The 21,566-nt window shown below is 55.4% G+C and carries 31 protein-coding genes; all 31 read right to left on the minus strand.

From position 1 onward, the window contains the following. Window positions 1-104: 104 nt before the first annotated feature. The 31 genes from AC27FC_RS08565 to AC27FC_RS08715 all read right to left on the minus strand — a co-directional run bounded on the left by AC27FC_RS08565 (window position 105) and on the right by AC27FC_RS08715 (window position 21,462). Window positions 105-698, minus strand: coding sequence for a hypothetical protein (locus AC27FC_RS08565; RefSeq protein ID WP_487159982.1), 594 nt, complete (start codon window positions 696-698; stop codon window positions 105-107). A gap of 2 nt (window positions 699-700) precedes the next feature. Further along, window positions 701-1,138 (minus strand): hypothetical protein, encoded by a 438-nt coding sequence (locus AC27FC_RS08570; RefSeq protein WP_023327272.1) that lies wholly within the window; start codon window positions 1,136-1,138, stop codon window positions 701-703. Window positions 1,139-1,141: 3 nt separating this feature from the next. After that, window positions 1,142-2,536, minus strand: a complete 1,395-nt coding sequence (locus tag AC27FC_RS08575; protein ID WP_487159984.1) for a hypothetical protein — start codon at window positions 2,534-2,536, stop codon at window positions 1,142-1,144. Window positions 2,537-2,540: 4 nt separating this feature from the next. After that, window positions 2,541-3,482 (minus strand): hypothetical protein, encoded by a 942-nt coding sequence (locus tag AC27FC_RS08580; protein ID WP_274828993.1) that lies wholly within the window; start codon window positions 3,480-3,482, stop codon window positions 2,541-2,543. Beyond that, window positions 3,466-3,900, minus strand: coding sequence for a hypothetical protein (locus AC27FC_RS08585; RefSeq protein ID WP_219998839.1), 435 nt, complete (start codon window positions 3,898-3,900; stop codon window positions 3,466-3,468). Before AC27FC_RS08585 ends, AC27FC_RS08580 begins: the two co-directional genes overlap by 17 nt. Beyond that, window positions 3,897-4,325, minus strand: coding sequence for a hypothetical protein (locus tag AC27FC_RS08590; protein WP_023327268.1), 429 nt, complete (start codon window positions 4,323-4,325; stop codon window positions 3,897-3,899). The genes AC27FC_RS08585 and AC27FC_RS08590 overlap by 4 nt, the downstream gene beginning before the upstream one ends. Then, complete coding sequence (locus AC27FC_RS08595; protein WP_032656017.1) at window positions 4,322-4,804, minus strand: hypothetical protein; 483 nt, start codon at window positions 4,802-4,804, stop codon at window positions 4,322-4,324. The genes AC27FC_RS08590 and AC27FC_RS08595 overlap by 4 nt, the downstream gene beginning before the upstream one ends. Before the next feature lie 68 nt (window positions 4,805-4,872). Next, the gene (locus AC27FC_RS08600; protein ID WP_045407450.1) at window positions 4,873-5,904 is read right to left on the minus strand and encodes a hypothetical protein; all 1,032 of its coding nucleotides are present in this window, start codon (window positions 5,902-5,904) and stop codon (window positions 4,873-4,875) included. 16 nt (window positions 5,905-5,920) lie between these two features. Then, window positions 5,921-6,781, minus strand: coding sequence for a hypothetical protein (locus AC27FC_RS08605; RefSeq protein ID WP_487159986.1), 861 nt, complete (start codon window positions 6,779-6,781; stop codon window positions 5,921-5,923). A gap of 15 nt (window positions 6,782-6,796) precedes the next feature. Next, complete coding sequence (locus AC27FC_RS08610; RefSeq protein ID WP_487159988.1) at window positions 6,797-8,416, minus strand: NUDIX hydrolase; 1,620 nt, start codon at window positions 8,414-8,416, stop codon at window positions 6,797-6,799. 12 nt (window positions 8,417-8,428) lie between these two features. Beyond that, the gene (locus tag AC27FC_RS08615) at window positions 8,429-9,253 is read right to left on the minus strand and encodes a hypothetical protein (protein ID WP_487159990.1); all 825 of its coding nucleotides are present in this window, start codon (window positions 9,251-9,253) and stop codon (window positions 8,429-8,431) included. Continuing rightward, the gene (locus AC27FC_RS08620) at window positions 9,250-10,668 is read right to left on the minus strand and encodes an anti-CBASS protein Acb1 family protein (RefSeq protein ID WP_048976637.1); all 1,419 of its coding nucleotides are present in this window, start codon (window positions 10,666-10,668) and stop codon (window positions 9,250-9,252) included. The genes AC27FC_RS08615 and AC27FC_RS08620 overlap by 4 nt, the downstream gene beginning before the upstream one ends. A gap of 11 nt (window positions 10,669-10,679) precedes the next feature. Beyond that, on the minus strand, window positions 10,680-12,011 hold the full coding sequence (locus AC27FC_RS08625; protein WP_108090065.1) for a terminase large subunit domain-containing protein: 1,332 nt from the start codon (window positions 12,009-12,011) through the stop codon (window positions 10,680-10,682). Between the two features lies 1 nt (window position 12,012). Next, window positions 12,013-13,056, minus strand: a complete 1,044-nt coding sequence (locus AC27FC_RS08630) for a terminase small subunit (protein ID WP_487159992.1) — start codon at window positions 13,054-13,056, stop codon at window positions 12,013-12,015. Window positions 13,057-13,117: 61 nt separating this feature from the next. Then, entirely contained in the window at window positions 13,118-13,303 is a 186-nt protein-coding gene (locus tag AC27FC_RS08635; protein ID WP_318155764.1) for a hypothetical protein, read from the minus strand. Window positions 13,304-13,330: 27 nt separating this feature from the next. Then, window positions 13,331-13,591 carry an Rz1-like lysis system protein LysC gene (gene lysC / locus AC27FC_RS08640; RefSeq protein WP_458102627.1) on the minus strand — a complete coding sequence of 87 codons (261 nt, stop codon included), beginning with the start codon at window positions 13,589-13,591 and terminating at the stop codon, window positions 13,331-13,333. Then, on the minus strand, window positions 13,473-13,889 hold the full coding sequence (locus AC27FC_RS08645; protein ID WP_232938052.1) for a DUF2570 domain-containing protein: 417 nt from the start codon (window positions 13,887-13,889) through the stop codon (window positions 13,473-13,475). The genes lysC and AC27FC_RS08645 overlap by 119 nt, the downstream gene beginning before the upstream one ends. Beyond that, entirely contained in the window at window positions 13,882-14,376 is a 495-nt protein-coding gene (locus tag AC27FC_RS08650; RefSeq protein WP_045408407.1) for a lysozyme, read from the minus strand. The genes AC27FC_RS08645 and AC27FC_RS08650 overlap by 8 nt, the downstream gene beginning before the upstream one ends. Beyond that, a complete protein-coding gene (locus AC27FC_RS08655) occupies window positions 14,376-14,648 on the minus strand; it encodes a phage holin family protein (RefSeq protein ID WP_021241270.1) in 273 nt (90 codons plus the stop codon). Before AC27FC_RS08655 ends, AC27FC_RS08650 begins: the two co-directional genes overlap by 1 nt. 337 nt (window positions 14,649-14,985) lie before the next feature. Further along, a complete protein-coding gene (locus AC27FC_RS08660) occupies window positions 14,986-15,150 on the minus strand; it encodes a hypothetical protein (protein ID WP_487159993.1) in 165 nt (54 codons plus the stop codon). Between the two features lie 594 nt (window positions 15,151-15,744). Further along, window positions 15,745-16,434 carry a bacteriophage antitermination protein Q gene (locus AC27FC_RS08665; RefSeq protein WP_487159994.1) on the minus strand — a complete coding sequence of 230 codons (690 nt, stop codon included), beginning with the start codon at window positions 16,432-16,434 and terminating at the stop codon, window positions 15,745-15,747. A gap of 109 nt (window positions 16,435-16,543) precedes the next feature. Beyond that, the gene (locus AC27FC_RS08670; protein WP_487159995.1) at window positions 16,544-17,185 is read right to left on the minus strand and encodes a recombination protein NinG; all 642 of its coding nucleotides are present in this window, start codon (window positions 17,183-17,185) and stop codon (window positions 16,544-16,546) included. Further along, on the minus strand, window positions 17,178-17,348 hold the full coding sequence (locus AC27FC_RS08675; RefSeq protein WP_032644891.1) for a NinE family protein: 171 nt from the start codon (window positions 17,346-17,348) through the stop codon (window positions 17,178-17,180). The genes AC27FC_RS08670 and AC27FC_RS08675 overlap by 8 nt, the downstream gene beginning before the upstream one ends. Beyond that, window positions 17,348-17,803 carry a YbcN family protein gene (locus AC27FC_RS08680; RefSeq protein WP_032619423.1) on the minus strand — a complete coding sequence of 152 codons (456 nt, stop codon included), beginning with the start codon at window positions 17,801-17,803 and terminating at the stop codon, window positions 17,348-17,350. Before AC27FC_RS08680 ends, AC27FC_RS08675 begins: the two co-directional genes overlap by 1 nt. Window positions 17,804-18,021: 218 nt before the next feature. After that, window positions 18,022-18,711 (minus strand): hypothetical protein, encoded by a 690-nt coding sequence (locus AC27FC_RS08685; protein WP_487159998.1) that lies wholly within the window; start codon window positions 18,709-18,711, stop codon window positions 18,022-18,024. Next, complete coding sequence (locus tag AC27FC_RS08690; RefSeq protein WP_487159999.1) at window positions 18,708-18,905, minus strand: hypothetical protein; 198 nt, start codon at window positions 18,903-18,905, stop codon at window positions 18,708-18,710. The genes AC27FC_RS08685 and AC27FC_RS08690 overlap by 4 nt, the downstream gene beginning before the upstream one ends. Continuing rightward, window positions 18,902-19,117: a hypothetical protein gene (locus tag AC27FC_RS08695; protein WP_487160001.1), complete on the minus strand. Its 216-nt coding sequence runs from the start codon at window positions 19,115-19,117 to the stop codon at window positions 18,902-18,904. Before AC27FC_RS08695 ends, AC27FC_RS08690 begins: the two co-directional genes overlap by 4 nt. After that, on the minus strand, window positions 19,114-19,623 hold the full coding sequence (locus tag AC27FC_RS08700) for a hypothetical protein (RefSeq protein WP_487160003.1): 510 nt from the start codon (window positions 19,621-19,623) through the stop codon (window positions 19,114-19,116). The genes AC27FC_RS08695 and AC27FC_RS08700 overlap by 4 nt, the downstream gene beginning before the upstream one ends. Continuing rightward, window positions 19,620-19,961: a transcriptional regulator gene (locus AC27FC_RS08705; RefSeq protein ID WP_487160005.1), complete on the minus strand. Its 342-nt coding sequence runs from the start codon at window positions 19,959-19,961 to the stop codon at window positions 19,620-19,622. The genes AC27FC_RS08700 and AC27FC_RS08705 overlap by 4 nt, the downstream gene beginning before the upstream one ends. Then, window positions 19,958-20,752, minus strand: a complete 795-nt coding sequence (locus AC27FC_RS08710) for a replication protein P (protein WP_416172808.1) — start codon at window positions 20,750-20,752, stop codon at window positions 19,958-19,960. Before AC27FC_RS08710 ends, AC27FC_RS08705 begins: the two co-directional genes overlap by 4 nt. After that, window positions 20,734-21,462, minus strand: coding sequence for a helix-turn-helix domain-containing protein (locus AC27FC_RS08715; RefSeq protein ID WP_464250849.1), 729 nt, complete (start codon window positions 21,460-21,462; stop codon window positions 20,734-20,736). The genes AC27FC_RS08710 and AC27FC_RS08715 overlap by 19 nt, the downstream gene beginning before the upstream one ends. Between the last annotated feature and the right edge of the window lie 104 nt (window positions 21,463-21,566).

The following is a 21,566-nucleotide window of genomic DNA, read 5'->3' on the forward strand; positions in this document are numbered from 1 at the left end:
TAACGCGGAAATGATGTAACGCTGGCGGTACTGCGCCGGGCTGGCGAACTCTTCGCCTGTGATTTCCCTGATCACCCGCCAGAAACCCTCATTCGACGCCCAGTCTAGGAGGGTATATGCGACGTTTCCGGCTGGGCACTCTGGGTCTGGGTATCGGTAGGAGGATTCGACGTCTGCAAGGAATCGCGGAACGCCGTAACGCTCAATGATACGAGTTGCCCACCGAACATGCCGATCACTGATCCCACTGTCGGGGCGATCAGATGGGCTTTCTGAATGGCAGAGGTAACCATAAAAAAAACCACCTCACCTTCAACTTCGCGGTATTCGTCAGGAGAGATAACCCCCTGCTTCATCGCCACTTCGAATGATGCAGTTTTCCAGGTTCCACCGTCATTCCAGACCACAGATGTAAGGCGCTGGATCTCGTCAACGATGGTTGGAGCCTGCTGAGCCTGCTGGTTAGCTTCGTCCATCAGCTCCTGCTCGCGCTTGAGCTTTTTACGGAGCATCATTGCGGCGACGCGCGCCGCGCCCAGACCGCCGACCTGCGAGATGAAGTTGGTAAAGAGGTTGCCCAGCAGCAGGCAGTGCTCCTCCACCACCTCATACGGGAACGGGGTAACGTGCAGGTACACGATTGACCCGTCTTCCCGGGTGATGTTTGTTACCAGGTTGAGCTTTTTGTCAATTTTCACAATCAGACCCACATGTTGTCGTTAGCCAGGATGTAGCCGCTGATGGTCACCACGTACCCGGCATCCATGCCGGTAAACGGCAGTTCGTTGAAGTTAACCAGATAAGCGTTCAGCACGGTGAAATTGCTGAGCGTGTTCGCGTCAGGGGTGATCACCACCTCGCCCAGTGCCGTATCGGTGGCGAAGCGGTTTTTGTAGCTGTCGCTCAGGCCCTGCGTGCGCAGCAGATGGACGGTGACAGTCACCTGCTGATATGGCGCCTGACTGCCTACGGTGCCGGTCAGCGTCGGGATAATGTCCGTCGCCGGGCCATCAGGACGCATGCTGATGGCGTCCTTGCCAAGGTAAGAGGCGGTGATGTTCAGCGCCGGAACGTCAGTTACTGACACCGCGCCGCGTACACGATTGAGGAATCCCTGCGGTACTAATGGGTTTGCCATTTTTTACGCCCCTACAAAGTTGGTTACGTTCACGTTAAACGTGATGGATTCGAAGCCGCGGCGCGGCGTCATTACGGCGCTCAGGCCAGCGTATTTTCCAGCGGCGTAATCGGACGGATTCAGGCTGGTGTAATTCGCGAACGGCACGGCGTTGATCACCGCGTTACCGGCATACGTGCCTTTCTCGTATTCGGTGTTGAAGTCCTGCTGCGTCAGCCCGGTACCAATCACTCGACCCAGGATCAGGCCGTAACTGATGCCATTGCGCAGCGTCTTCAGCGCGCGACGTTGCAGACGGTCGATGCCGTTCTGCTCGTAGTACAGCGGATTAACGCTGGTGTTTGACCCGTTGATGATTTCGTTGGCCAGATCCAGCTCGAGGTTGATTGCAGTCCACGCCACTGAATACCAGTAGTTGAACGGATTGCCGTCCAGCATGTGGCCTGCCACCAGCATTTTGTTGCTCAACCCACCTTCCGCAGCGGTGCCGACGTAGTTGATGCTGTTGTCCTGGAGCTGTTTAAGCAGCGTGCCATTGCCTTCTACCGGGTACTCGGTTACGCCATAACCAAAGCGGTACGCCATCGGCGGCACCATGTTTGACGAGCCAGGGTCGTTTGCCAGAGAGGACTGGAACGGGAACGCCATGGAAAACTCGCCTGCCGGGATATTTGTCGATTCCACACCTGCAAACACTGACTTGTTTTTGGTGGCGACCCACGCCGGGTAGGTGGCGATCGTGGTGGTGACAAAGAAATACACCAGTGACGCCGGGCTGGTATACAGGCCAGTCAGGGTTTTAAACGTCGTCTCACCGTCCCACTCTCGCGGCACCAGATACGAGAAGAATTTCTGGTAGGTGTTACCCAGAGAAATGTCTTCATCGATGAAGTCGGCCAGTGCAGCCACAGCAGCAGCGACGGACACATCACCCAGCTCAAGCACGTAGACCGCACGGGTTGTGCCCTGCGCCCAGAACGTGGTGTTCATCTCGATGATTTCGTTTGCTGCTACGGTTTTCACCGTACCCATAACTGTTGCCGTGCCCGGGTCTGTTGCCAGTGGGTAAGTGAAGGCGGTAGAAGTGGTCACAGTGGCTGTTACGGCGCGGTTATACGATGCCGGGGTAACGCCAGAGACAACCAGCGGGATAGTATCGCCAACGTTCCATCCATGCGCCGCCGAGAGGGTCACCGTAACCACGCCAGTTGCCCAGGTGATCGTTGAAATGGTTTTTGCTGGTGAGGTAATAGCCTTCAGATCGTCTTTGGTCGTCAGGAGCTGATACTCGCCTGCAGCCAGGGTTGTTCCGCCCATAGAGATCATCGCGCCGGATTTAAGCAGCTGAGAGGGCTTCGGTGGGTTTGTCACCGAGACGTTAATGTTAACAATTGCCATTTATTTATTTCTCCGGGTAAATGGACGGAATCGCTGACGTGATTAGCTTGCGCGCGACGTTCCGCATGCGCTGCTGGTAATAGTTGACTTTGAACTTAATGGTTTTTCTCATGGCGATGATGTTCAGTTCGTTCTGCGTGACGCGTTCGTCCTGAACGACAGGGATATTCATCACGCCCATTTCCGCGTCATCGCCGAGCGTGTACTGCTGCACGTACCTCAGGAAATCTTCAACCCCGGCATTACGCAGGCCAGTGATGGATATCGTCACATCCTCGGAAACCAGTTGATACTGGTTCTGCTGCTCATCGAGGTAAAAGCTCCCGGCAATCGGCGCAGTGTTGCTGCACTTCACCGTTGCATACGGCGGAGACAGATTCTGTGTCGACAGCATGGCCGGGAACATCGGCATGTACTGGCTCAGCGCCAGCCATACCGGCAATGAGCTCGAAACCACAACGTCCGACAGGTCGATATCGTCGGCAGAGTTGATGATCTGCGATCTCATGTAGGGGAATATGGCCTCCCCTGTGTAGTGATAGAGATTGGCCGGTTCGTTCAGCCCGGTACGCCGGGAGAAGGAAAACTGGAGGCCAAAGAACTCGCCGATATACAGGACGTCAGAACCGATATCGTTGAACGGGTCGATGTCCGCCTGAGCGGTAAACGTCACGACGTTCCGGTCGTAAAGCTGTTCATCGTCCTGGATGGTTTCGGTCGTCAGGTGCAGATAGCCCTTAACGTTCACCGTATCGGGCTCGCTGCTCGGGTCGTCCGACAGAACAGACGCTTTCACCCAGAAGACGAAACCATCGAGGGGCAGCACCTTGCGGATATACTTCGTGAACGTGACCACCTGAAAGCGGCTCAGGTCATCAAGACCCTGCGTCAGCGTGGCGTTAAGCTCGGTTTTTGCAGTTTGCTGCAACTCATCCAGGGAAGGCATTTAGCACCCCGCTCACCCAGGCGCGCATCGCGGCCTGATAGGTTCCGGTATCGATGAATGACGGGCGCGGAGGCCCCTTTTTGTTCTTGAATCGCCGGGATATACCCTCCAGCGCGCGGCGCGTAGGCACGCCCGGCAATCCGTTCATTTCGGTGTTGTCGAGGAAGGCGACAAATAGGTCATGGATCCGTGACATCGACTCTGCCAGAGGGTCTTTCGCTGGCGGCGCGCCGGCCATCATATTCTCAAGCGACGCTGCCAGGTCGTTCGCCATCAGGTCAGCGATGTCGTTGCTGTACCTGTCGAAAAACGTCTGCATGATCTGGTACTTTTCCTCCAGATACTCGGCGACGTCTCCGGTTGTGGTGTTCTCATCCTCATACGGGACATCAATCACCCCCAGGTGGAAGGTGATCATGACAGCCCCCACAGGCTGCCGAACTGCTGGGCAATCATCAGGTACCGTCGGCCCCATGGGTCCTGCAGCATCTGCAGGTCAGCCAGTGACAGGTCTTTGAAGAAGTCCGGCACCAGGCGCTGAGCGCTGGTTGAGTTATCTCCTGCACCAGTAATCACGCCAGCCTTGAAATCGTTCAGGCCATACGTTTTCCTGAACTCGGCGAATACCGATTCCGTGCCATAGTTGACCAGGAAAGACGCGCCCAGGTTGTACACGGCAACAGTGTACAAGTTCGGCGTGACGCACGCGATATCAGGGTTTACCCACTCAACCGCGCCGCCATACGCCAGAGTGAAAGACGGCGAGTCGTCGGGAACCTGCGCGGCGGTCACGCCCATGTCAGTTCGAACGAATTCGATGAATCCCGACAGGCTCGTTGTCATTTTTTCTTGCTCCCGGATTTTTCAGTAACAATTGTTTCGTTAACCGTTGGGGTGTCTTCGCTGTCTTCGCGGCCTTTCGCCTGCTCAGCGCTGACTTCCATCTCGCCGGAATAGCCGGTACCGCTTTCGCGCAGAGAACTATCCAGAGCCGCTACGGATGCCTGGCGACGGCCGTGGGCGCCACGGGTCAGGTGAATATCGTTATCGCGGATTGCTTTTTCGATTACCGACGCTGATACAGGCTTGTTCAGGCTGTAGCACAGGCCGACAAACGCCTGGCTCTGGTCGATTTTTGTCGAGTCAACCAGACCATAAACCTGATGGTGCTGCACCACCGCTTCAATCTCTTCAGTTGTGCCATCCAGTACCATCATCTGGTCGCCGTGGTTAATCGGTATCTGAATAAGGCGGCCGGTCTCCAGCTTGCGATAGGCGAAAATCTGGCGCTGCTTGGTGGTGTTAGCGATATAGAGTTTCATTGGTTACCCTCGTAAAAAAGCCCCTGCTGAGTCTCCCCGGCAGAGGCTTAACCACTTCAAAGAATGGATCAGGCGCTGTACGCCATGGACAGGATGGTGATTGCTTCCGGACGAACTGCCCAGCCTGCGGTAGAACGCATTTCGGACAGAACATCGATGGCACCACCAGCGATCGGCGTCGGAATCTCGCGCGGCGCGGCCATGTCGGTAAACATCAGCGCGTTCGCGGCAAGAGACGGGGTCAGCTTGGCGAATTCGTTGGTGTTCACGGTAGAGTTGACCATTGGCACTTCGACCTCAGGGATGGTGATTACCACCGCGTCGGTACCGCCAGCGCCAGCGCCGATCAGGGTATCGTCATACACCCAGTCAACCTGGACGTTTGCGCCTTTCAGCACTTCTTTCACCGTGCCGCCGACGGTGTCAGTACCACCACCAGGACGCTGGTAAGAAGTCAGCTGAACGATCTGCTGAATCTCCATGGCGCCTAGGACGCGTTGCGGCCCCAGGATGACGACGCGCTGCTGGCGGCCAAGTTGCATGGTGCGGGTCAGTGCTGCCTGTACGTGGCCCAGCAGGTATACCGCCATCTGGCCGTGGTCATAGGTCAGCACGGTTGTGTTACCGTTGCTGTCCGGAGGCAGGGACTCGGTAGTCGCACCAGCGGTGTTCAGCAGGCCTTCACCGCCAGCAGGGTTCATGCCATACAGCAGAGCAGAGCGCAGCTGCTGGAAAATACCCTGACGCATGCCCAGGCGCTGAGCTTCCGGCAGTGCAAAGTTCCAGTTACCGGCAGCCGCCATGTCATGGTGATCGTAGATACCACGGCAGCGGAACAGGTAGGTTGGGGTTGAAATCATCTTCGCATCCAGCGCCACGCTCGGCAGCTGGTTACCGTTACCGGACTGGCTGGAAGTCGTCTGGGTGCGGATGTCCAGGCGGCGCATGTAGACGTACTGATCGCCTACGCCGAGACGGACTTGCGGGTTACCGCTGGCGATGGTTTCAAACGCACCTGATGCCTGCTGGTAACCAATGATCATCTCCGGCGCGATGTACGACGGATTGACGATGGTGTAGCTGGGGGTAATTGCAGCCATTTAATTCAGCTCCCGATTAAAGTAAGACCAGCGCGCAGCTGTCGGTGTTATTCCAGGTCAGGAAACCCGTCGCGCTGTCATAGTTGACAGTCTTGGAGTTGCCTGATTCGATGGCGAGCACTTTTACCGGCAGCGTGATGTCGGAAAGCGTAACTGCGCCGATGGTGCCCTGCGTTGTTGCAGCGCCGCCTGGTGCAGTTGCCGGGGCATAGGTGAAAGTCGTTGTGTTCACGACTGAAAGCACAACCACAGTGCCGTTGTACGCAGCAGGAGCGACGCCGCTGATTTTCACGTACTGACCAGCAGTCAGGCCATGAGCTGAAGCGGTTACCGCTGTCGCCACACCATTGGCATACGTCACTGCAGTTGTCGCAATATCAGAACCGGCGAAACCGGCCGCCGCCGCGGTGGTGATCTGGTTGTTCACAAAATCCCAGGCCAGCGGCGTTTTCACCGACGCGCCGGAAGTGCCCAGCGCAACAACCTGTGCAGAGGCTTTCAGCGGTACGCGCATGTTAGAGCCCAGGCGATAGTACGAAACGCTCATGCCTGATGCGTACAGCGGAACCGGTGACTGAGGAGTGGTCAGGCCGTTGTGAGCCTGATTGAAGACGGTAAAGCCTTCCAGTTCGGTAACAGACACAGCGCGACGGATGTAAGAACCGCGCGGGCTTGAACTGGTGCCAGGCAGAAGCTCAGCAACCGGCAGACCGCCCCAGAGAGGTTTGGTTTCCGTTGCCGCCACAGTACCCGCCGCCAGGTTAAAGCGGTTAGCCGGGTCATCGAGCGCCACGCCCTGAATATAACCGTCGGACTGCACACCGAAGGAGCCCAGCGCATTCGTGGTTGCCATCGGGTTAAGAGATAAGTTAGCCATGCTTGAGAGCTCCCGTTAAGCCTGGTTGTTGAAACTGGTGACCTGACGCTTGCCGGACTGGAACGGAGCCCAGGTGGCAGCAGGATCGCCTTCGAAGGTGCTGATCTGGCGACCGGTCGCATCAGCGCGTTTAATTTCGCGCAGCATACCAGGGCCAACAGACAGGCTTGCCGATTTCTGCGCGTCGGCGTAGATCGTCTTCTCGGCTACGCTCAGCAGGGCTGAGTCAGCGATGGAGGACAGGTCGACGGATTTGAAGTCAGGCGAATGCTCCTGAAGCTGGATCATCAGGCGGCGGCGATATGCCAGCGGCTTTTCACCAGACAGCGGCACCGGCGCGCGCTTGCCGAAGCAGGAGAACACGCTATCGGCCTTCACCTGTGCGTCGGCGACTTCGTTGCGCTCTTCATCGCTCAACTCGGTTGGGATGCGGGAGCGCAGGTCGGCGATCTGCTGACGCAGTTCTGAATCAGCCTTTTCTTTCGCCATGCGTTCTGCCTCTTCCGCGTCGGCCTTCTCTTTGGCTTCTGCGTCTGCTTTTTCTTTTGCGGCTTTCTCTTCCGCGTCAGCTTTGGCTTTCGCCTCTTCGGCCTCTTTTGCCTCAGCATCAGCCTTTTCTTTCTTGGCTGCTTCTTCGGCATCGGCCTTGGCTTTACGGTCTGCTTCTTCTGAGTCAGCCTTAGCCATGCGAGCATCCATACACTTATTGAATAGCTCTACGAATTTTTCCTCGTCCATCTTTTCAGCCTCGTTTGGAATGGAATCAGATTTAACACCAGTAGGGGCAAGGAGCTTGTCCCATACGCCCTGTTCACAAATTGCAACGTGGTCGAGCAATACCGGGGAACCTTCCACCAATAGAGGCTGACCGTCGATTTTGATGATTGAGTCCTGCGCTTCGCTGTACGTGACGGTTGGCGAGGTACTTAGCTGCCGTGTCGCCATAATTTCGGCGGCTTCAGCGTCGTACACCCGGCCAATAGTCCAGACCTCGCCATTATCAGCAACCCAACTATTCGTCAGGGTGCCGATAACACGCTTCGCAAATTCATCGCTATCGAGCTTGTTTTTCTCCGGGTGCAGCCAGATAAGCGGTACACCGGCAACTCGCTGGAGAAACTCTGGGGTGAGATAGTCATCCGGGTTACGGAAGGCCATCTGTTGATCTGCAGAGCGCCAGGTAACCCCTGTTCCGGTTACCCGGATGGCGAACATCCACATGTTGATAAAGAATTGCGGGCTGCTTAGCGTCCCGTCAGCGATGAGCGCGGCCACTTCGGTCTCATTGAGCGCCTGCTGCGCCAGCATCTCAGCGAAGGGCTGATGAAGCGGTTTGGGCAGATCGTCAATGTGGAACCATCCGGCGGCCAGCGATTCATCGTTAAGCTTCGCCTCGAACCTCTCCGGCACCTCGGCGCGAAACGTCAGATAATCGCCGTATACGCTGTGTGGAGTGAGCGGGCCATCGTACTGATAACCCACCTCTTCCAGCACCTCGCGGCGCGCGGCATCAATAGCCAGCTCGCCCGGCTCTACCGTTCCGCCAGGCTGGCACCACGTGCCATCATCCGAGCGCTGGATCAGGAAGACGTACTTACCCTGACGGAACATTATCCCGCTGCCAAAAATAGCCACGTTTTAATGCTCCTATGCTGCTTTCTTCATCGACTCCATGAACTTCTGCCCCTTCTGGGTCAGCATGTATTCAGGAATGCTTCGGAGGTTGTAGATGTAGGTCACGTAGCACTGACAAAAAACCTCTTCGCCAGGCTGAGTGATTTCGTCAAGGTAACCGGCTGGACCGGCTTTCACGTACCCGTTTTTTTGCGCCCAGTTCCCACGGATCAGGTAATACAGTTGATCGCGTTCCTTGTGGTCCTCGCGGAAGTCGTAACCCGGCCGCCGCCAGGGGCTGTGCCAAATCGCCGCAATCGCGTTGTTGCTCGTTGCGATCACGTTGTCGATATTGGCTATCAGCTTATGGTTCTGGTCGATCATCACCCTGCGCGCTTCATAGTCCACCTTCTCGGCGGCCTTCTGAATGTGCGCTGCCGTCTCACGCATCGTTCCCTGAATGCCGGTCAGCGCAATGCTGTCGGCTGAGGGAATGCTGCTCGCCCATCCGCTAAACCGCGACAACGTGGTGTCGATGGCTTTTTTGCGGTTGAGCTGGATAAGGTCGGCACTGGCGAGGATCCGCCTGTCGAGCTCCGTCCTCAGCTTCGGCTCAAGGTAGTTGAGCGTAAACCTGGATATGCCATGATGGCGCTTCAGCGCGCCAGCGCGGCCCACCTGCAGGTCGTAAGCTTTAGTCAGGTTGCGGGTGACCATCGCCATGTAGTCATCGGCGGTTTCGCTTTCGGCTGCCTGGCGGATAATCGTCTGCCAGCGCTCCAGCTCTTCCCGGGACGAGTAGCCGTTGCGGAGAAAGAACTTCACCGCGTCTCTCACTGTTCGGGTGAAAGTGTTCATAGCATCATCCCGCCGCCCGGCTCTTCAGCTTTCGGCGGCTCCGGCGGTGGGTTTTCCTTCAGCGAGTCGTAATCGAGATTAAGACGCTGAGGGAAGAGGTTCTCGTTGGCATTGGCGTTTTCGCACGCCCACTCGATCAGCGTCGCCCGGTTTTCGGGGTCAGCCGTGAGCTGCGGAAGCACCACTTCCAGCATGCTGACAATAGCCTTAAAGCGCGTCTCGTCGACCTTCACCTTCTCGCTTTCCGGCTCTTTCAGGGAGGACGGCCAGCGATATTCGAAGTTGTTTATCCAGCTGGCGAAATACACGCTGTAGGTGTTTTTCAGCTCCGGGAAGTCGGCACGCAGCGACTGGAAGAACTCAATGCTCCAGGCGCGGTACTGGCACACGCGGATGAAGAATGCGTAAAGTGGGTCAAGCCACTCTCGGATGTTGTCGATGTATACCGCCACGGCGCGGGCATCTTCCGTGCCTTCACCGAAGCCTTGGGCGAACGTCTCGGAGTTGAGGATGATCGCTGGCATGTCGGCGGCGGCCGCTATGTTCTCCAGAATATGCTTACGCGCAGAGTCGAGAGGCTTTTCAAGGTTGCTCAGGTCGATTGACTCAATGCCATCCTGCGGTCCAATCTGCAGGACCTCGCCAGTTTTACCTCTCTTCAGCAGCATGCGCTTGAACCCACCCAGCGCCTGCATAACTTTGTTAACAACAGCTCCAGCTCCTGCAATTTTGGTAATTAGCAGGCCCCCTTTAACCGCAACCATGTCATCAGTGCGCATGGTCTGAATGAAGGATTTCAGCGGGAAAAGCGCACGCTGATACACGCTGCGACCGGTGAACCCGAACGCTGCAGGGTTGTAAGCGAGATAAATTGGATCTTCGTTCTGCGCGACTATGCAGCGCGATTTGTGGTATGGCTTGCCAGCCACACGAATGCCTTCGACCTTCTGGAAGTCATGGGCATTCGGGTCCTGATTCAGCACGATGCTGCCCGCGGTGTTCAGCGGGTCCAGGATGTTAAAGCTGACGTTGTGCTTATACAGCGTGCGGTAGTCCAGCGATTCATTGGGTTCTTGGTTATCAACCAGCATTGCGATCGCTGATACACCGTAAATACGCGCGATGCGCGCGGCGTTGGCAATGTGCTGGTTCGCACCCATCGCTTTCCATTCGCGTTCGAACGCGTCGCGCAGGCGCTGCTCAAGTCCATAGGACTGGGCAACATGCACGGTGCGCGGCTCATTCATCGCCATTTTAATCGGTCGATCGACCATCTTGCCGCCCAGGGGGTGGAAGAGATAAATCGTCTTGCAGGCCTGATACCCAGCCGAGGAGCCTGGCTGAATGTCGTCACTGTCCAGCAATGCCATCAACTCTGGAGAGCAGCTGCCGATTTCGAAATCGTCTTCGTTCATTGGTTCTCTCGTCAGATTGCATCGCCGCTGCCGAAGGCGATGATCAGCCCGTAGGTGTAATCATCGAGCAGGTCATCGGCGCGCTTATGCGCTTTCTTGTCGGCAAGGTGGAATCGGGAAACCTGCTTGTGCAGATGGTTTGCTGTCTCGCCCTTGAAGACGGCTGTCTTCTCGTAGGCGTGTCGGGATATTTTCGCCAGGCCGCGGTAGTGGTAACCGGAGGCCATAATGGCGCGTTCGTCCTTTCCTTTGCTGGTAAGGGCGGACTCAATTTTGTTGACCGGCCATCCCAGGCTTTCACCTTTCTGCAGGAGGATGCTGCCCATGCTGGCGTCTTCGATGAACACGCCGAGGCTGCCGTTGATGGCAACGCACTGGCCGGAAAGCTCGTTGAGGCGGTCGAACACCGACGGCATCCACGTCTCCAGCAGCGCGCCGTCAATCTGCACGACATCCCAGTCCAGAATGGTGAGGCGCTGAATGCCGGGCCGGGTGTCGACGGCGTAATACACCACCGCCGTGCCGTCATGCTCAGAACCACCCTTGACGGCGGTATCCATGACAGCGAAGACGGCCTGGCACATTTCAGGGTAATCGACAGGCTGATCCTGATTCTCACCCTCAAACCATTTGCGGACGTCGAACAGCGAAGCGGCTGACCAGTCGACGAACTCGGCCAGAAACTCCTGGCGGAACACGCGTGGGTCGTTGTTGGCCTTCTCCTTCTCGAGTTCTTCCGGCGGAACGAACGGGTTGGAGGATGTCGGCGCGTGATGCTCGATGAATCCGAGATTCTTGTCGTGGCAGATGGCGTAGAAGAAGTTCTCTTCGTCCACCCCGTCCGGCGTTGAAAATACGTAGGCCCGGCCTTTCGTCGTCAGCAGCGTTGGCTTAATCGACTTCGGCCAGATCTCCCTCAGCATCTCCGGCGACTTGGTAAATGCCGCCTCGTCTATCAGGATGATTTCGTACTCACGGCCACGTCCAGCCAGTTTGTTGTCGTTGGTGACCCAGAAGTCGATCTTCCCGCCGTTCTTCAGCAGCAGGCGCTTCTCCTGGCGGCTAAAGCTTTTCTTCAGCGGCAGCAGGATTTCTTCGAGCTTGTCGTAGATTTCCTGATACTGGCGATACTCCGCGGTGAAGATACCGACGCGGCCACCGAGTTCAATGTCCATGCCCGGGCGCTTAAACGGCGCTGTAGCGTAGGTCACCGCAGCGCTGGACAGCATGAAAGTCTTACCCCAGCGGCGACCACACCGGACCGCATGCAGCTGACCATCCCAGGAATCAGACCAGACTTTTAACTGCCCGTCATGCAGCGTCGGGAGGTAAATGTCGGCCATATCATCTTCCAGGTATCGGCAGGGTGTTGTGTACGACGATCGCGTTGTCTTTGTCGCCGTCTTTCAGAGCACTAATTTCGTGACGTAGTTTCTCGTTCTGCAACTCGAGACGCTCTACATCGAGCAGCGATTGACGCTCGCTTGTATTCCGCAAGAGGATTAGTCGGGCCAGCTCTTTGCGGGCGCTGTCTTTGTCGGCAGTAAGGATTTCAATACCGAACTTGCCAAGCTTCACGCCTTGCAGCAAATAGCGAGCATCGCCTTCCAGATCCCGGGTATCGGCAAAGAATGGTTCTCCAACGCCTTCACCATTGCAGCGCGGGCATTCTGGGTTTGGGTCACCGTTATCGACAAATCCAATACCCCCCGATGTGTCCGGGGGATGCGCACCGTCAGCCTCAGCTTTACGCTCAGCAGCAAGTTGCTCGGCAATATCCCGCCACTGATATTTGTGCTCGTTCCCCCAGCAGTACCGACAGTTAACGCGTCGATACTGAGCTATCTCGTTAGGGTCCGCGTTGATGATTGCAGTCAACTGCCCGATCACATCATCAAGCTCTGCTGCGTATCGTCTCTGTCGCTCATTGCGCAGGTGATGCACATAGCGTGAAACCTTAGGGTTTCTGAGGAGCTGGCTAGCTGTCACGTAGGCGGCATTTCCCGTCCCCGTGTAACCGGCGAGACGATATGCCTCGACGCGAGTTTTACCTTCGACGACATGCTGGGCAAATATCATCTGCTGGTCTGAAAGACCGAAATCATCAGGCGCTGAGAGCGGAGTAACCGAGCGCTCTGGTGCAGTTTTTTTTTGCACCTCAGGCTCTGGCTTTGCGCTCTCCTGCGCGTATTTTCCCTTTTGCGAATTCGCATTTTTTTTCGCAGCTTCTTTCTGCGATTTCGCACCATACGACGTTACTTTGATGTAGCGTTTCGCAGATGCGTAATTCAGTCCCTGAGCCTGGCACCAGTCTTTGGGGGAAATACCTGTTTTGGCATGCTCGGCGAGGAACTGGTCTTGCAGTGCTCCCCAGTCCGGTTTTGCCATAATACTTACCTCACGTTGACATTATCGAAGCCCCTCAGTGAAGGGCTTCTGTAATGCCTGCTCAGTCTTTCAGGAACTCTTTCGTGTTGACGGAAATTTCCCCGGTAAAGAGCACTGCACTGGTGCAATCAACGATGACCGATGCGTGAGGGTTGGCGTTTTCGTTCAGCCATTGGATCAGCGGCTTTGAGGCTGCCTCGAAGCTTGCCTGGTCATAACGCGGTGCATTGCTTTGTTCTTTTTCCACTTTCTCATCCTCATTGTGAAATCCCCGCTACTGCGAGGCTCGTTGTGCTTCTATCTGCCTAATGGCATCAATCTGGCCGTTGCAGTTCTCAATCGAAAGCAGTAGTGCAACGTTTAGTTGCACGCTGTCTCCGAATGTCATTTGTTCTGGTACTTCAGGCACAACGCAATCAATCAGTAGATTTGCGGGTATCGGCGGATTTTTTACCTTTATGGCCTCGCGCACTATCTGCTGCTTTGCGCACCCCGATAACAGCATTAGCAGGGATATACTCAACAGCACATGCATTGCCTTTGAGCGCATCCTTCACCTCTTCTTGCAGTTTCTGGGCTTTCATTTCAGCTGCAGCACGACGACGCGCTTCAGTTGCCACTATCTTGTTCATTACGCCGATCTGCTCTACCAGGCCGTCAATCGAGTTGGCCAGGCCTTCGTTCTTCTGGCCGACGTCTTTAATCTGCTCTGACAGCTTTCCGTTATCTACGCTGAGCTTTTTATTGTCTGAGGCAAGGCGAAGCGTCAGAAGAATTACGATGACTATCGCTGCTATGGTGATGATCTCGCCTATAGGCCACTTCTTAAGCATTCTTCTGGCTCCATGTGCAAACCTGGTACTCAACATCGCGGCGGTTAATCAAGCCTTTCCACTTTTGACCACCTGCAAATACCCAACGCTTCAGCTCATCACACGCGCCAGAGTAATCTTTGGCGTTGAGCTTTTTCATGAGCGTTGAGTTAATGGCGGCGTTTGCTCCAACGTTGTAGGCGAAGGAGTAAATGGCGGCGCGTTGTGTTTCAGTGGTGGGAACTTTGATGGCCGGGTCGACCTGTCTTGCTATGCGAGTCAGATCGCTCTTCGTAATCGCATCGCATTCTTTGTCTGTGTATCGCTTGCCGGGAATGATGTCTTTGCCGGTGTGTCCGTCACAAACAGTGAGAACGCCAACGACATCTTTGTAGGCGACGTATTCCCTACCCTCAAGCCCCCCCTTTCCGGAAAGCATTGCGGTGGCTATAGCGATTGCGCCAGCGCCAATTGCGCCAGCTATTTTATTTCTGAGCGCGCTATCCATCAGAGTTCCTTCGGAGCTTTTTGTCCGAGTTCAGCAATCACTCTGGCAGTTGCGGAGGGATTGTCTGTGTCTGTTTTGTTTAGGATGTCCTGCAGGATCTTCGTTCGCTTCATCTGCTCACGTTTATTGAGCCGGTAGGTAAGTACGCCGAGGGTGATACTGAATGCGACGCCGATAATGAAGCCCCAATCCTGCAAAGACAGGCTGGCGAAGAAAGCTGCAAGACCAGCGCTACCGTAGGAAGCATTGCTGTATCTCTCATCCATCTTCATGTCTCACCCCCAGAGTTCGGGGATCTGTTCAAAATAGGAATTAACGTGGTTGTTGAGTGAACAAATCCAGGATACATTTTGCGGTAACGTGGTTTGTTCGTGACTAAAGGCATGAGCAAATCAGGCAAGAGGCTGTTCGAGCAGTCTCTTGCCACCCATTTTCACGAAGCCCAGCTCAATGCTGGGTTTTCTTTTTTGCAAAGCGCACCGGCACCGTAGCCACAGCGGATAAGGTGAGGGTATTGTCTGTCTGGTATTTGGTCGGATGCGCTTTCAGAAAGGTCGTGCAATAAAAAAAGGCCGCCAGATGGCAGCCAATGGAGAGTTTTTGGATTGCTTATCGTTTGGCTTTAGCTTCTTCTAGCGCAGAGACAACGCGCTCTTTCCACTCTACAAAATCAAATGTAAATTCGCCAAGCTCTATTGCAGATCTATAGAAATCACCATTTTCTAATATCTCTTCTAGGAGAGATATCAACTCTTGCTCTGTTTTATCGCTCATAACAACCTCGTCTAGTTGCTCGTCAATGTTCGCTATGGCAGGAGATGACGATATCTCTTTTCACGCGGCCACGCTAGCCATAGCTGAAGGGGACCGGTTACGTTTATCCGGCGTCTTTCGACCGATTGCCTGAGGTAGCAGGTTTGGATGTGGTGGCCGGCGCTGATCTCCGGCTTTCCTTCATTTCGATGAGAAACACTTCGGCGTATTGCTAGTTTCACTCTCATCAGGTTGCATTACAGAAGGTACACCTTGGCGGCCAGCGCATCAGCCTGCGCATTCACCACAACGGAAAGAGCACTGTTAGTTGCCGGGCCAGATGTCGGCTGCATAGGTAGTCGTCGCCGACCCACGCCCTAAACACACTCGTAAATGCGCTTAGGGTTGACTACCCTGGCATCCAGTTATTCCCCGGCTGGGGATACTCTGCGCGACGCTAATGCGTTTCGTCCCTTACGGACTCTTCAGGCGCGCAGTGCTCTTGCCTGTTGTGCAGATACGAAAAAGCCCAAGTCGTTACCTCGGGCTTGAATTCTTTGTGTCGACAATCAAAGCTATGGCGACGATATCAGATTTACATGAAATATATGCGTTTTAATCCAGTTTTGCAAGACTTGAGTCTAAATTTGTCGCCTTTTGTTGTGAACGTGATCGCGTAACCTGCAATAAAGCCCCGCTATCCAGGCGCAGGAAGATGCGGCGCATCTCAACCCAGCGGTCCGTAAACGTCTCTGACCAGTTCTTTGGTGTTACGCCAACCAGCGAAGCCAGCGCCTGATATTCGTACGTCTCACGGCCAGCCAACTCTGCTTTCACGTCCTGCGCCGCCAGCCATATCAGTTTCTTCAGGCGCTCCATTGTCTTGCCGGCCACCTTCTTCGTGCCGAGTTGCTCCCGGAACTCTGCCCACGCCCATTGAGTTATCGCCACCTGGTACTCAAAGCGGATGTTCTCGCTGTAGTTCCACAGCAGCCACGCTTTCTGATGGTCTTCCAGCGACAGGACAGCGCGGCGCCAGGATGCGGTAACGAACTCAACCGGGCCCACCAGCGCGATAGATGATCCCTTGGCGCGGGACTGACTGCCGCTCATCGCCGGACCGTCCGGGTTCACTTTCCGACCGGTGACCGGGTCGGTGATTTTCTTCCGTCCCCGACTGCGCGCCGTCGCGGTGAATTGCGCGTTCTCGGCGAAAGCTACCAACTGCCCTTTTGTCGCCCCGCTCAGATCTGCGGTCGCCACAATGAGCTGCTGACGGACGTATTCCAGTTGCTGACTGTTCATGCGGCTTCCTTCTGTGGCTGATTGGTTTTGTTCTGGTTGTGCTTTGCTACTGGTGGCATGCTGGCGCGCTTAACGCTTTCTGCCTGGTAACGCAGGAAGTCGGCGTGGTTCATGCGGCCTCCCGCTGTTTCAGTGCTTTGAGTTTGGCGCGGTACTCATCGCGGATCCGGATGAAGTCTTCACGGCGGTAGTTGGTCATTTCGTGGGGGCCGTTGAGCCAGTCGACGTATTCCTGGCCGTAACGAGCGACCAGGCCAGCTTCGTATTGCTGCGCGACCGTCGCCTCTTTGGCGGTGTACTTCCCAGCCCCGGCATTACACGATTTGCACTGCTTATGGGCGTTGCGTTCTTCAAAGCGCAGCTCAGGGTTGGCGCCGACCGTTTTGAAGTGGCCGCAGTCCCATTGGCCGCCATGCAGATCTGGCGGGTTGGTCTCGCCGCAACTGATGCATGGCAAATCAGCATCACGCGCGCGGATGTAGGCGTTGAAAGCTTGCTGAGCCTGGGCTTTGTAGTAACCGTTAGGTCTGAGCTCTGCCAATCGCGCTTTACGGCGCTGTCGCCCTACCTTCTCTTCGGTTCGCTGGCGCTGCGCTTCCTTCTTCTGAGCGGCTTCGCGGGCTTTTGCGGTCTGTTCTTTGCCGATCGCGCTGGCGCACTCGAATGAGCAAACTACCTGCCCGTCGCGGACCGGGTGGAACCACTGGCGACAAGCTTTATGGGCGCACTTGCGGCGCGGTAACTTAGCCATGCGCCCTCCGTGCCGCGAGACGCAGCCATTTCTGATCCACCAGGCGGGCGGTATAGCCCTTCAGTGTCGGGATGTCGGACGGCTTAACCGCGGGCTTGCGCTGGCGGCGCGCCGGAACACGGAAGATTTCGTTTGTGATGACGCGGGAAAGTGGAGTAGACATCAGGCCTCCTGCTTATCGCGCAGCTGCTGGTATTCACAGCTCTGCGGGATTGTCAGGTGACAGCCGATATTCATCGCCCAGGCTTCAACTTTGCACAGGAAGATGTACATCTCGCCGGTTTCCAGATCGGCGGTATGGCGGAGGGATTGGACGGTGGTGACCTCTCCGGACACCACGTCCACGCGGTCTTTGCTTTCGTAGCCGAGATAGGTGTGCTTCATCGCGTCCTTGACCCACTCGGGTGTAGCGAAGGTCTTGCCGCGGGCGATGAGGTATTCGCTGATTTCGGTGTACCACATGTGGCTGAGCGCGTTCTGCGACAGGCTGCGTTTCTCTCGCCATGGCTTAACCTGAAGGCGGAAGCATTGCCCGGCATCCAGCAATGGCTGAATCTGCTGGCCTATGGCCGCGAAGTTGCCGCGATGGAGTTTGATGCCGTCTACTGGAAGTGTCATACGGCCTCCTTAACGGAAACCGCAGAATGCAGGAAATCGCAGGTGCATTTCTGCATCTGTGACAAGGTGAGGAGTTCAGATTGTGGTCGCATTTAAGTCCCCTTAAATGCGCAGAAGTCACCGGAGTTGTTCAGGCTCCGATGACTTAATTATGGATGGATGATTATTGGAAATCAAACGTTGCTTGACGTTTAGTTATGCGTCGAATTGACTGGGTGTCACACCTCCGGCTTCGGCGCTGCCTCTATCATCGCCGCCCAACACAACTTCGCCCGATGCGCCGCCTGCTGACATCCGGTCATGGCGTCGTAGGCTTCCCACACCTCCGCATCGCTAAAGAACTCGTCTGGCTCAGACTCAAAACCTTCGACGATCATGTGTTCTGTAGGCTCAACCGGCACCAGTTTCCAACCATCCGGAATCACCGGAGAGTTGCCGCTGGTCGACTCGGCAATTTTTGGCGAAGAATCCAGAGCTGGCGCTGTCTGCATGGTGGTGGTCGACTCGGCGTTTTCGGCACCCTGAAGCATGGCGGCGCGGCAGGTGCGAATAGCGGTATTCCATGCGCATCCCGCTGTGGTGCTGTACCTTTCCCCCTCGTATTCATACCCTACGATTTGATGCCCATCTTTCAGGATTGGTTTCATTTCCAGGTCATCCGGCACAGATACCGGCGCTGGAGGGGCGGTGTATAGCGGTTGATACAGCCCCAACAAGCTCGCATCTTCGGAAAATGACCAGCGCGGATTGGGGTTGCCTTTAATATCAGTGGTGCGATAACGCCACGCCACAGCCTCCGCTTCGAGCGATGCCAGCGCGATACGCGCCAGCTCCACTACATCATCGTGCGTATAGCATTTCTCACCGCTGGCGATACCAGCAACGCGTTCTTTGGTAATAGTGCTCATGGTAAATTCCTCTCAACGTCGAGCATTTCGTCGTAGTCATATTCAGTTTCAGAACCATCAGTTCCGAACAGGGTAACGGTGTCATCCTCCATCCAGAATGATTCGACCGTGTATTGCTTTCCTTGAGAGGTGATAATTACATCGCCAGGCTCAACATCTTCGGCGCGTATCTGCAGTTTGTCGATGTTGCTCATTGGGCGGCCTCCGACTTAAGCAGTTCGCCACACTCGCGGCAGTATTTATCCCAGCCATCGGCTTTACGGTGCTGACATTTGGTTGTATCCCACCCGCATATAGCGCAAATTGCGTCTGATTCACCGTTAAACATGCGACCACCATCGTGCTTGCAATAAGACTGGAAACGGCGTTCGAGTTCTTCGTATGTTGGTTTGCCGACTTTGCTCATGAATGCACTCCTTTGCGAAGGTTTGCTGCGATACTTACGCATATCTCTGCAGACCTAATCAGCCCAGGAACATTCTCGTTTGGTCCCACTTCTCCCTCAACGAAATCAATCATCGCGTTACGCGCCACATCCACACCCTGCGCCCGCACTTCAGCCAGGAAAGCGTCGGTGGCTGGAGTTTCTACTGACAGTGATTTAGCCCGGTAGTCGTTCCAGCCTCTTGCGTAGATTGGGTTAACTGACATGCCATCTTTCACGCAATACGCCTGGCCGCCGCGGTTGATGACCTCAATTTCTTCCAATGCTGCAGACTTCACAGCCTGAACTTCCGCAGCCAGCGCCGCGCATCTGGCTTCAAGCTCGGACAATCTGTCACTGCATTCCGCCAGCACCATATCAACATCGGTATCAAGAGGAGGAACATGCATGCTGGCACGGCCTTTGGTGAAGTCCTCAAGTGCATTTTCGATTCGTTCTTTCAGTGCTGGCTGTGTATTATTTTTCATGCTCTCACCCCGTATACGCTTAAAATTCGTTTCATCACCGCGCTGTTGCGGCATTCCTGGCAGATCACGTTTGTGTCCGTCCGCTGAATTAACTTCGACTTGCCATGCCTCATGCCCGGTATCGTGTCCGGGGCGAAGCGCATGCCGTAACTGGTCAGGCTGTACAGGCGCTGTCCGTGCTTTCCTTCGCAGCTGATCAGGCCGTCGGCCAGCAGAGTGCTAACCGTGCCGGATATCTTTTTGGTGTCCATGCCGATAAGCTCGGCCATCTTCAGGCTGTTCAGGCCCGGGTTATTGCGCAGGGCTGCCATCACCTGCTCACGGATTGTTATGGTCATTGGATAAGCCCCCTCTCTTTCCCGCGCTGATACTCTTCCCAGAGCCATTGAGCTGGGGTTAGAGCCCCGAGGGTCGCTGCGTTTGGCATGCACCCGAAGCTTTTCCCTTCCGGGTGATAACCGGCTTGACGGCTCACGTGATTTGTCGGGATCACTTCATCAGAGTTCTCGAGCGCCAGGACGGGAGACGGTATTTTTTCCCCGCCGGCAACTTTCAGCGCCCATTCCTCAAGTTTTTTTGACGCGTATTTTTCAGTTTCCGCCTCGCTCAGTTGCCGCTGGTACATCGCTCTGCGCGTATCGGTCACAATCCAGTACATGACGTCATGAGACCACGGGAAAGATTCTGCTCCGCCGGTATGCAGACCTTTTTCGCGGCTATACCGATGGAACTCATTCATCACATCGGCCAGGCCAATGCCAAGCACAGTGCCGCTATCCTTGCACCATTTGATGAATTGCCCCGGCGACGGCCAGAAAGGTGATTCACTGGCGCGGGCGTGCCGTACTCCGGCAGAAAGCTGTTCGCGTGTGCGGATCCCATTCTCTGAAAACGCGGCGATCCACTGACGTTTTGCCGTTTTCTCGTCTGCGTCAGTTTTCAGGTTTGTCTGCGTAGACGCAGGGAAAATCTGCTTCAGCTGCCGAAAGAGAGAGTCAACAAGCCCCTCTGCCTCAGGGTTGATAACCTTCTGCTGGTCGGTACTTCCGTTCGCCATTCTGGAAAGTAGCGCGCCATCACGGCCGTTAACGGCTTGCATAATCTGATTATTCACAGGAAGTCCTCCCATCCCTCACGGCTGTTCCAGTGCGGCGTTTCCTGCTCGGCTCGACCACGCTTAGCCAGCGGGTTAACCCGGGCGTTTCGAATCCAGACTCTGAAGGCCGAATTCCAGTCGATCAGCAGCGTTCCGCGGGAAAGGTGATAGTCCCGGAAGTTCAGCAACTCAGTTTCAATGCTCACCCCCTTCTCGGCAGCCATGGCAATGTGATCTGCTGATGGCTTAAACAGGGGCGGGAATGGAATCTCCCCGTTTGGTGAAATCCCGATCCGCCGCTTTGCGGCTTCGCTCATAAAACCTTCGCGCCCAGAGAGAGAGTTAGGTTCAGTGACTGGTTCAAAAGAGTGACTGGTTCTGGTGCCATCTGGTGGCATAGGGGGTGTGCCATCAGATGGCATAGGGTGTGCTACGTCGTGGCATACCCCTGTGCCATTTAATGGCATAGGGGTGGTATCTAGTTTCAGGTAATACACATTTGACGTGTTACCTTTTCCGTTATTGACGCCAACGCGGTTCTCACGCTTGATAAGCCCCATTTCTTCAAGCGCATCAATATGGTTACGAACAGCCGTTCGGCTGCATTCGCATTGATCGGCGATGTGTTGATACGAAGGCCAGCATTCGCCTTTGTCGTTGGCGTTATCAGCCAGCTTAATCAGGACGAGCTTACGCAGTGAGTTTCCCACTTTGACCCCCATTGCTTTCGCCATAAGTGACATGCTCACGTGCTACCTCCGGTTTGTTTACTCTCTTCGCTTTACCTGGCATAATTGCCTCGCAATTGACTGACGTTTATTGCACCTGAAAGCCGTTGGTGTTAGCG

This window comes from Enterobacter sp. C3_dUdeg (genome assembly GCF_057536195.1).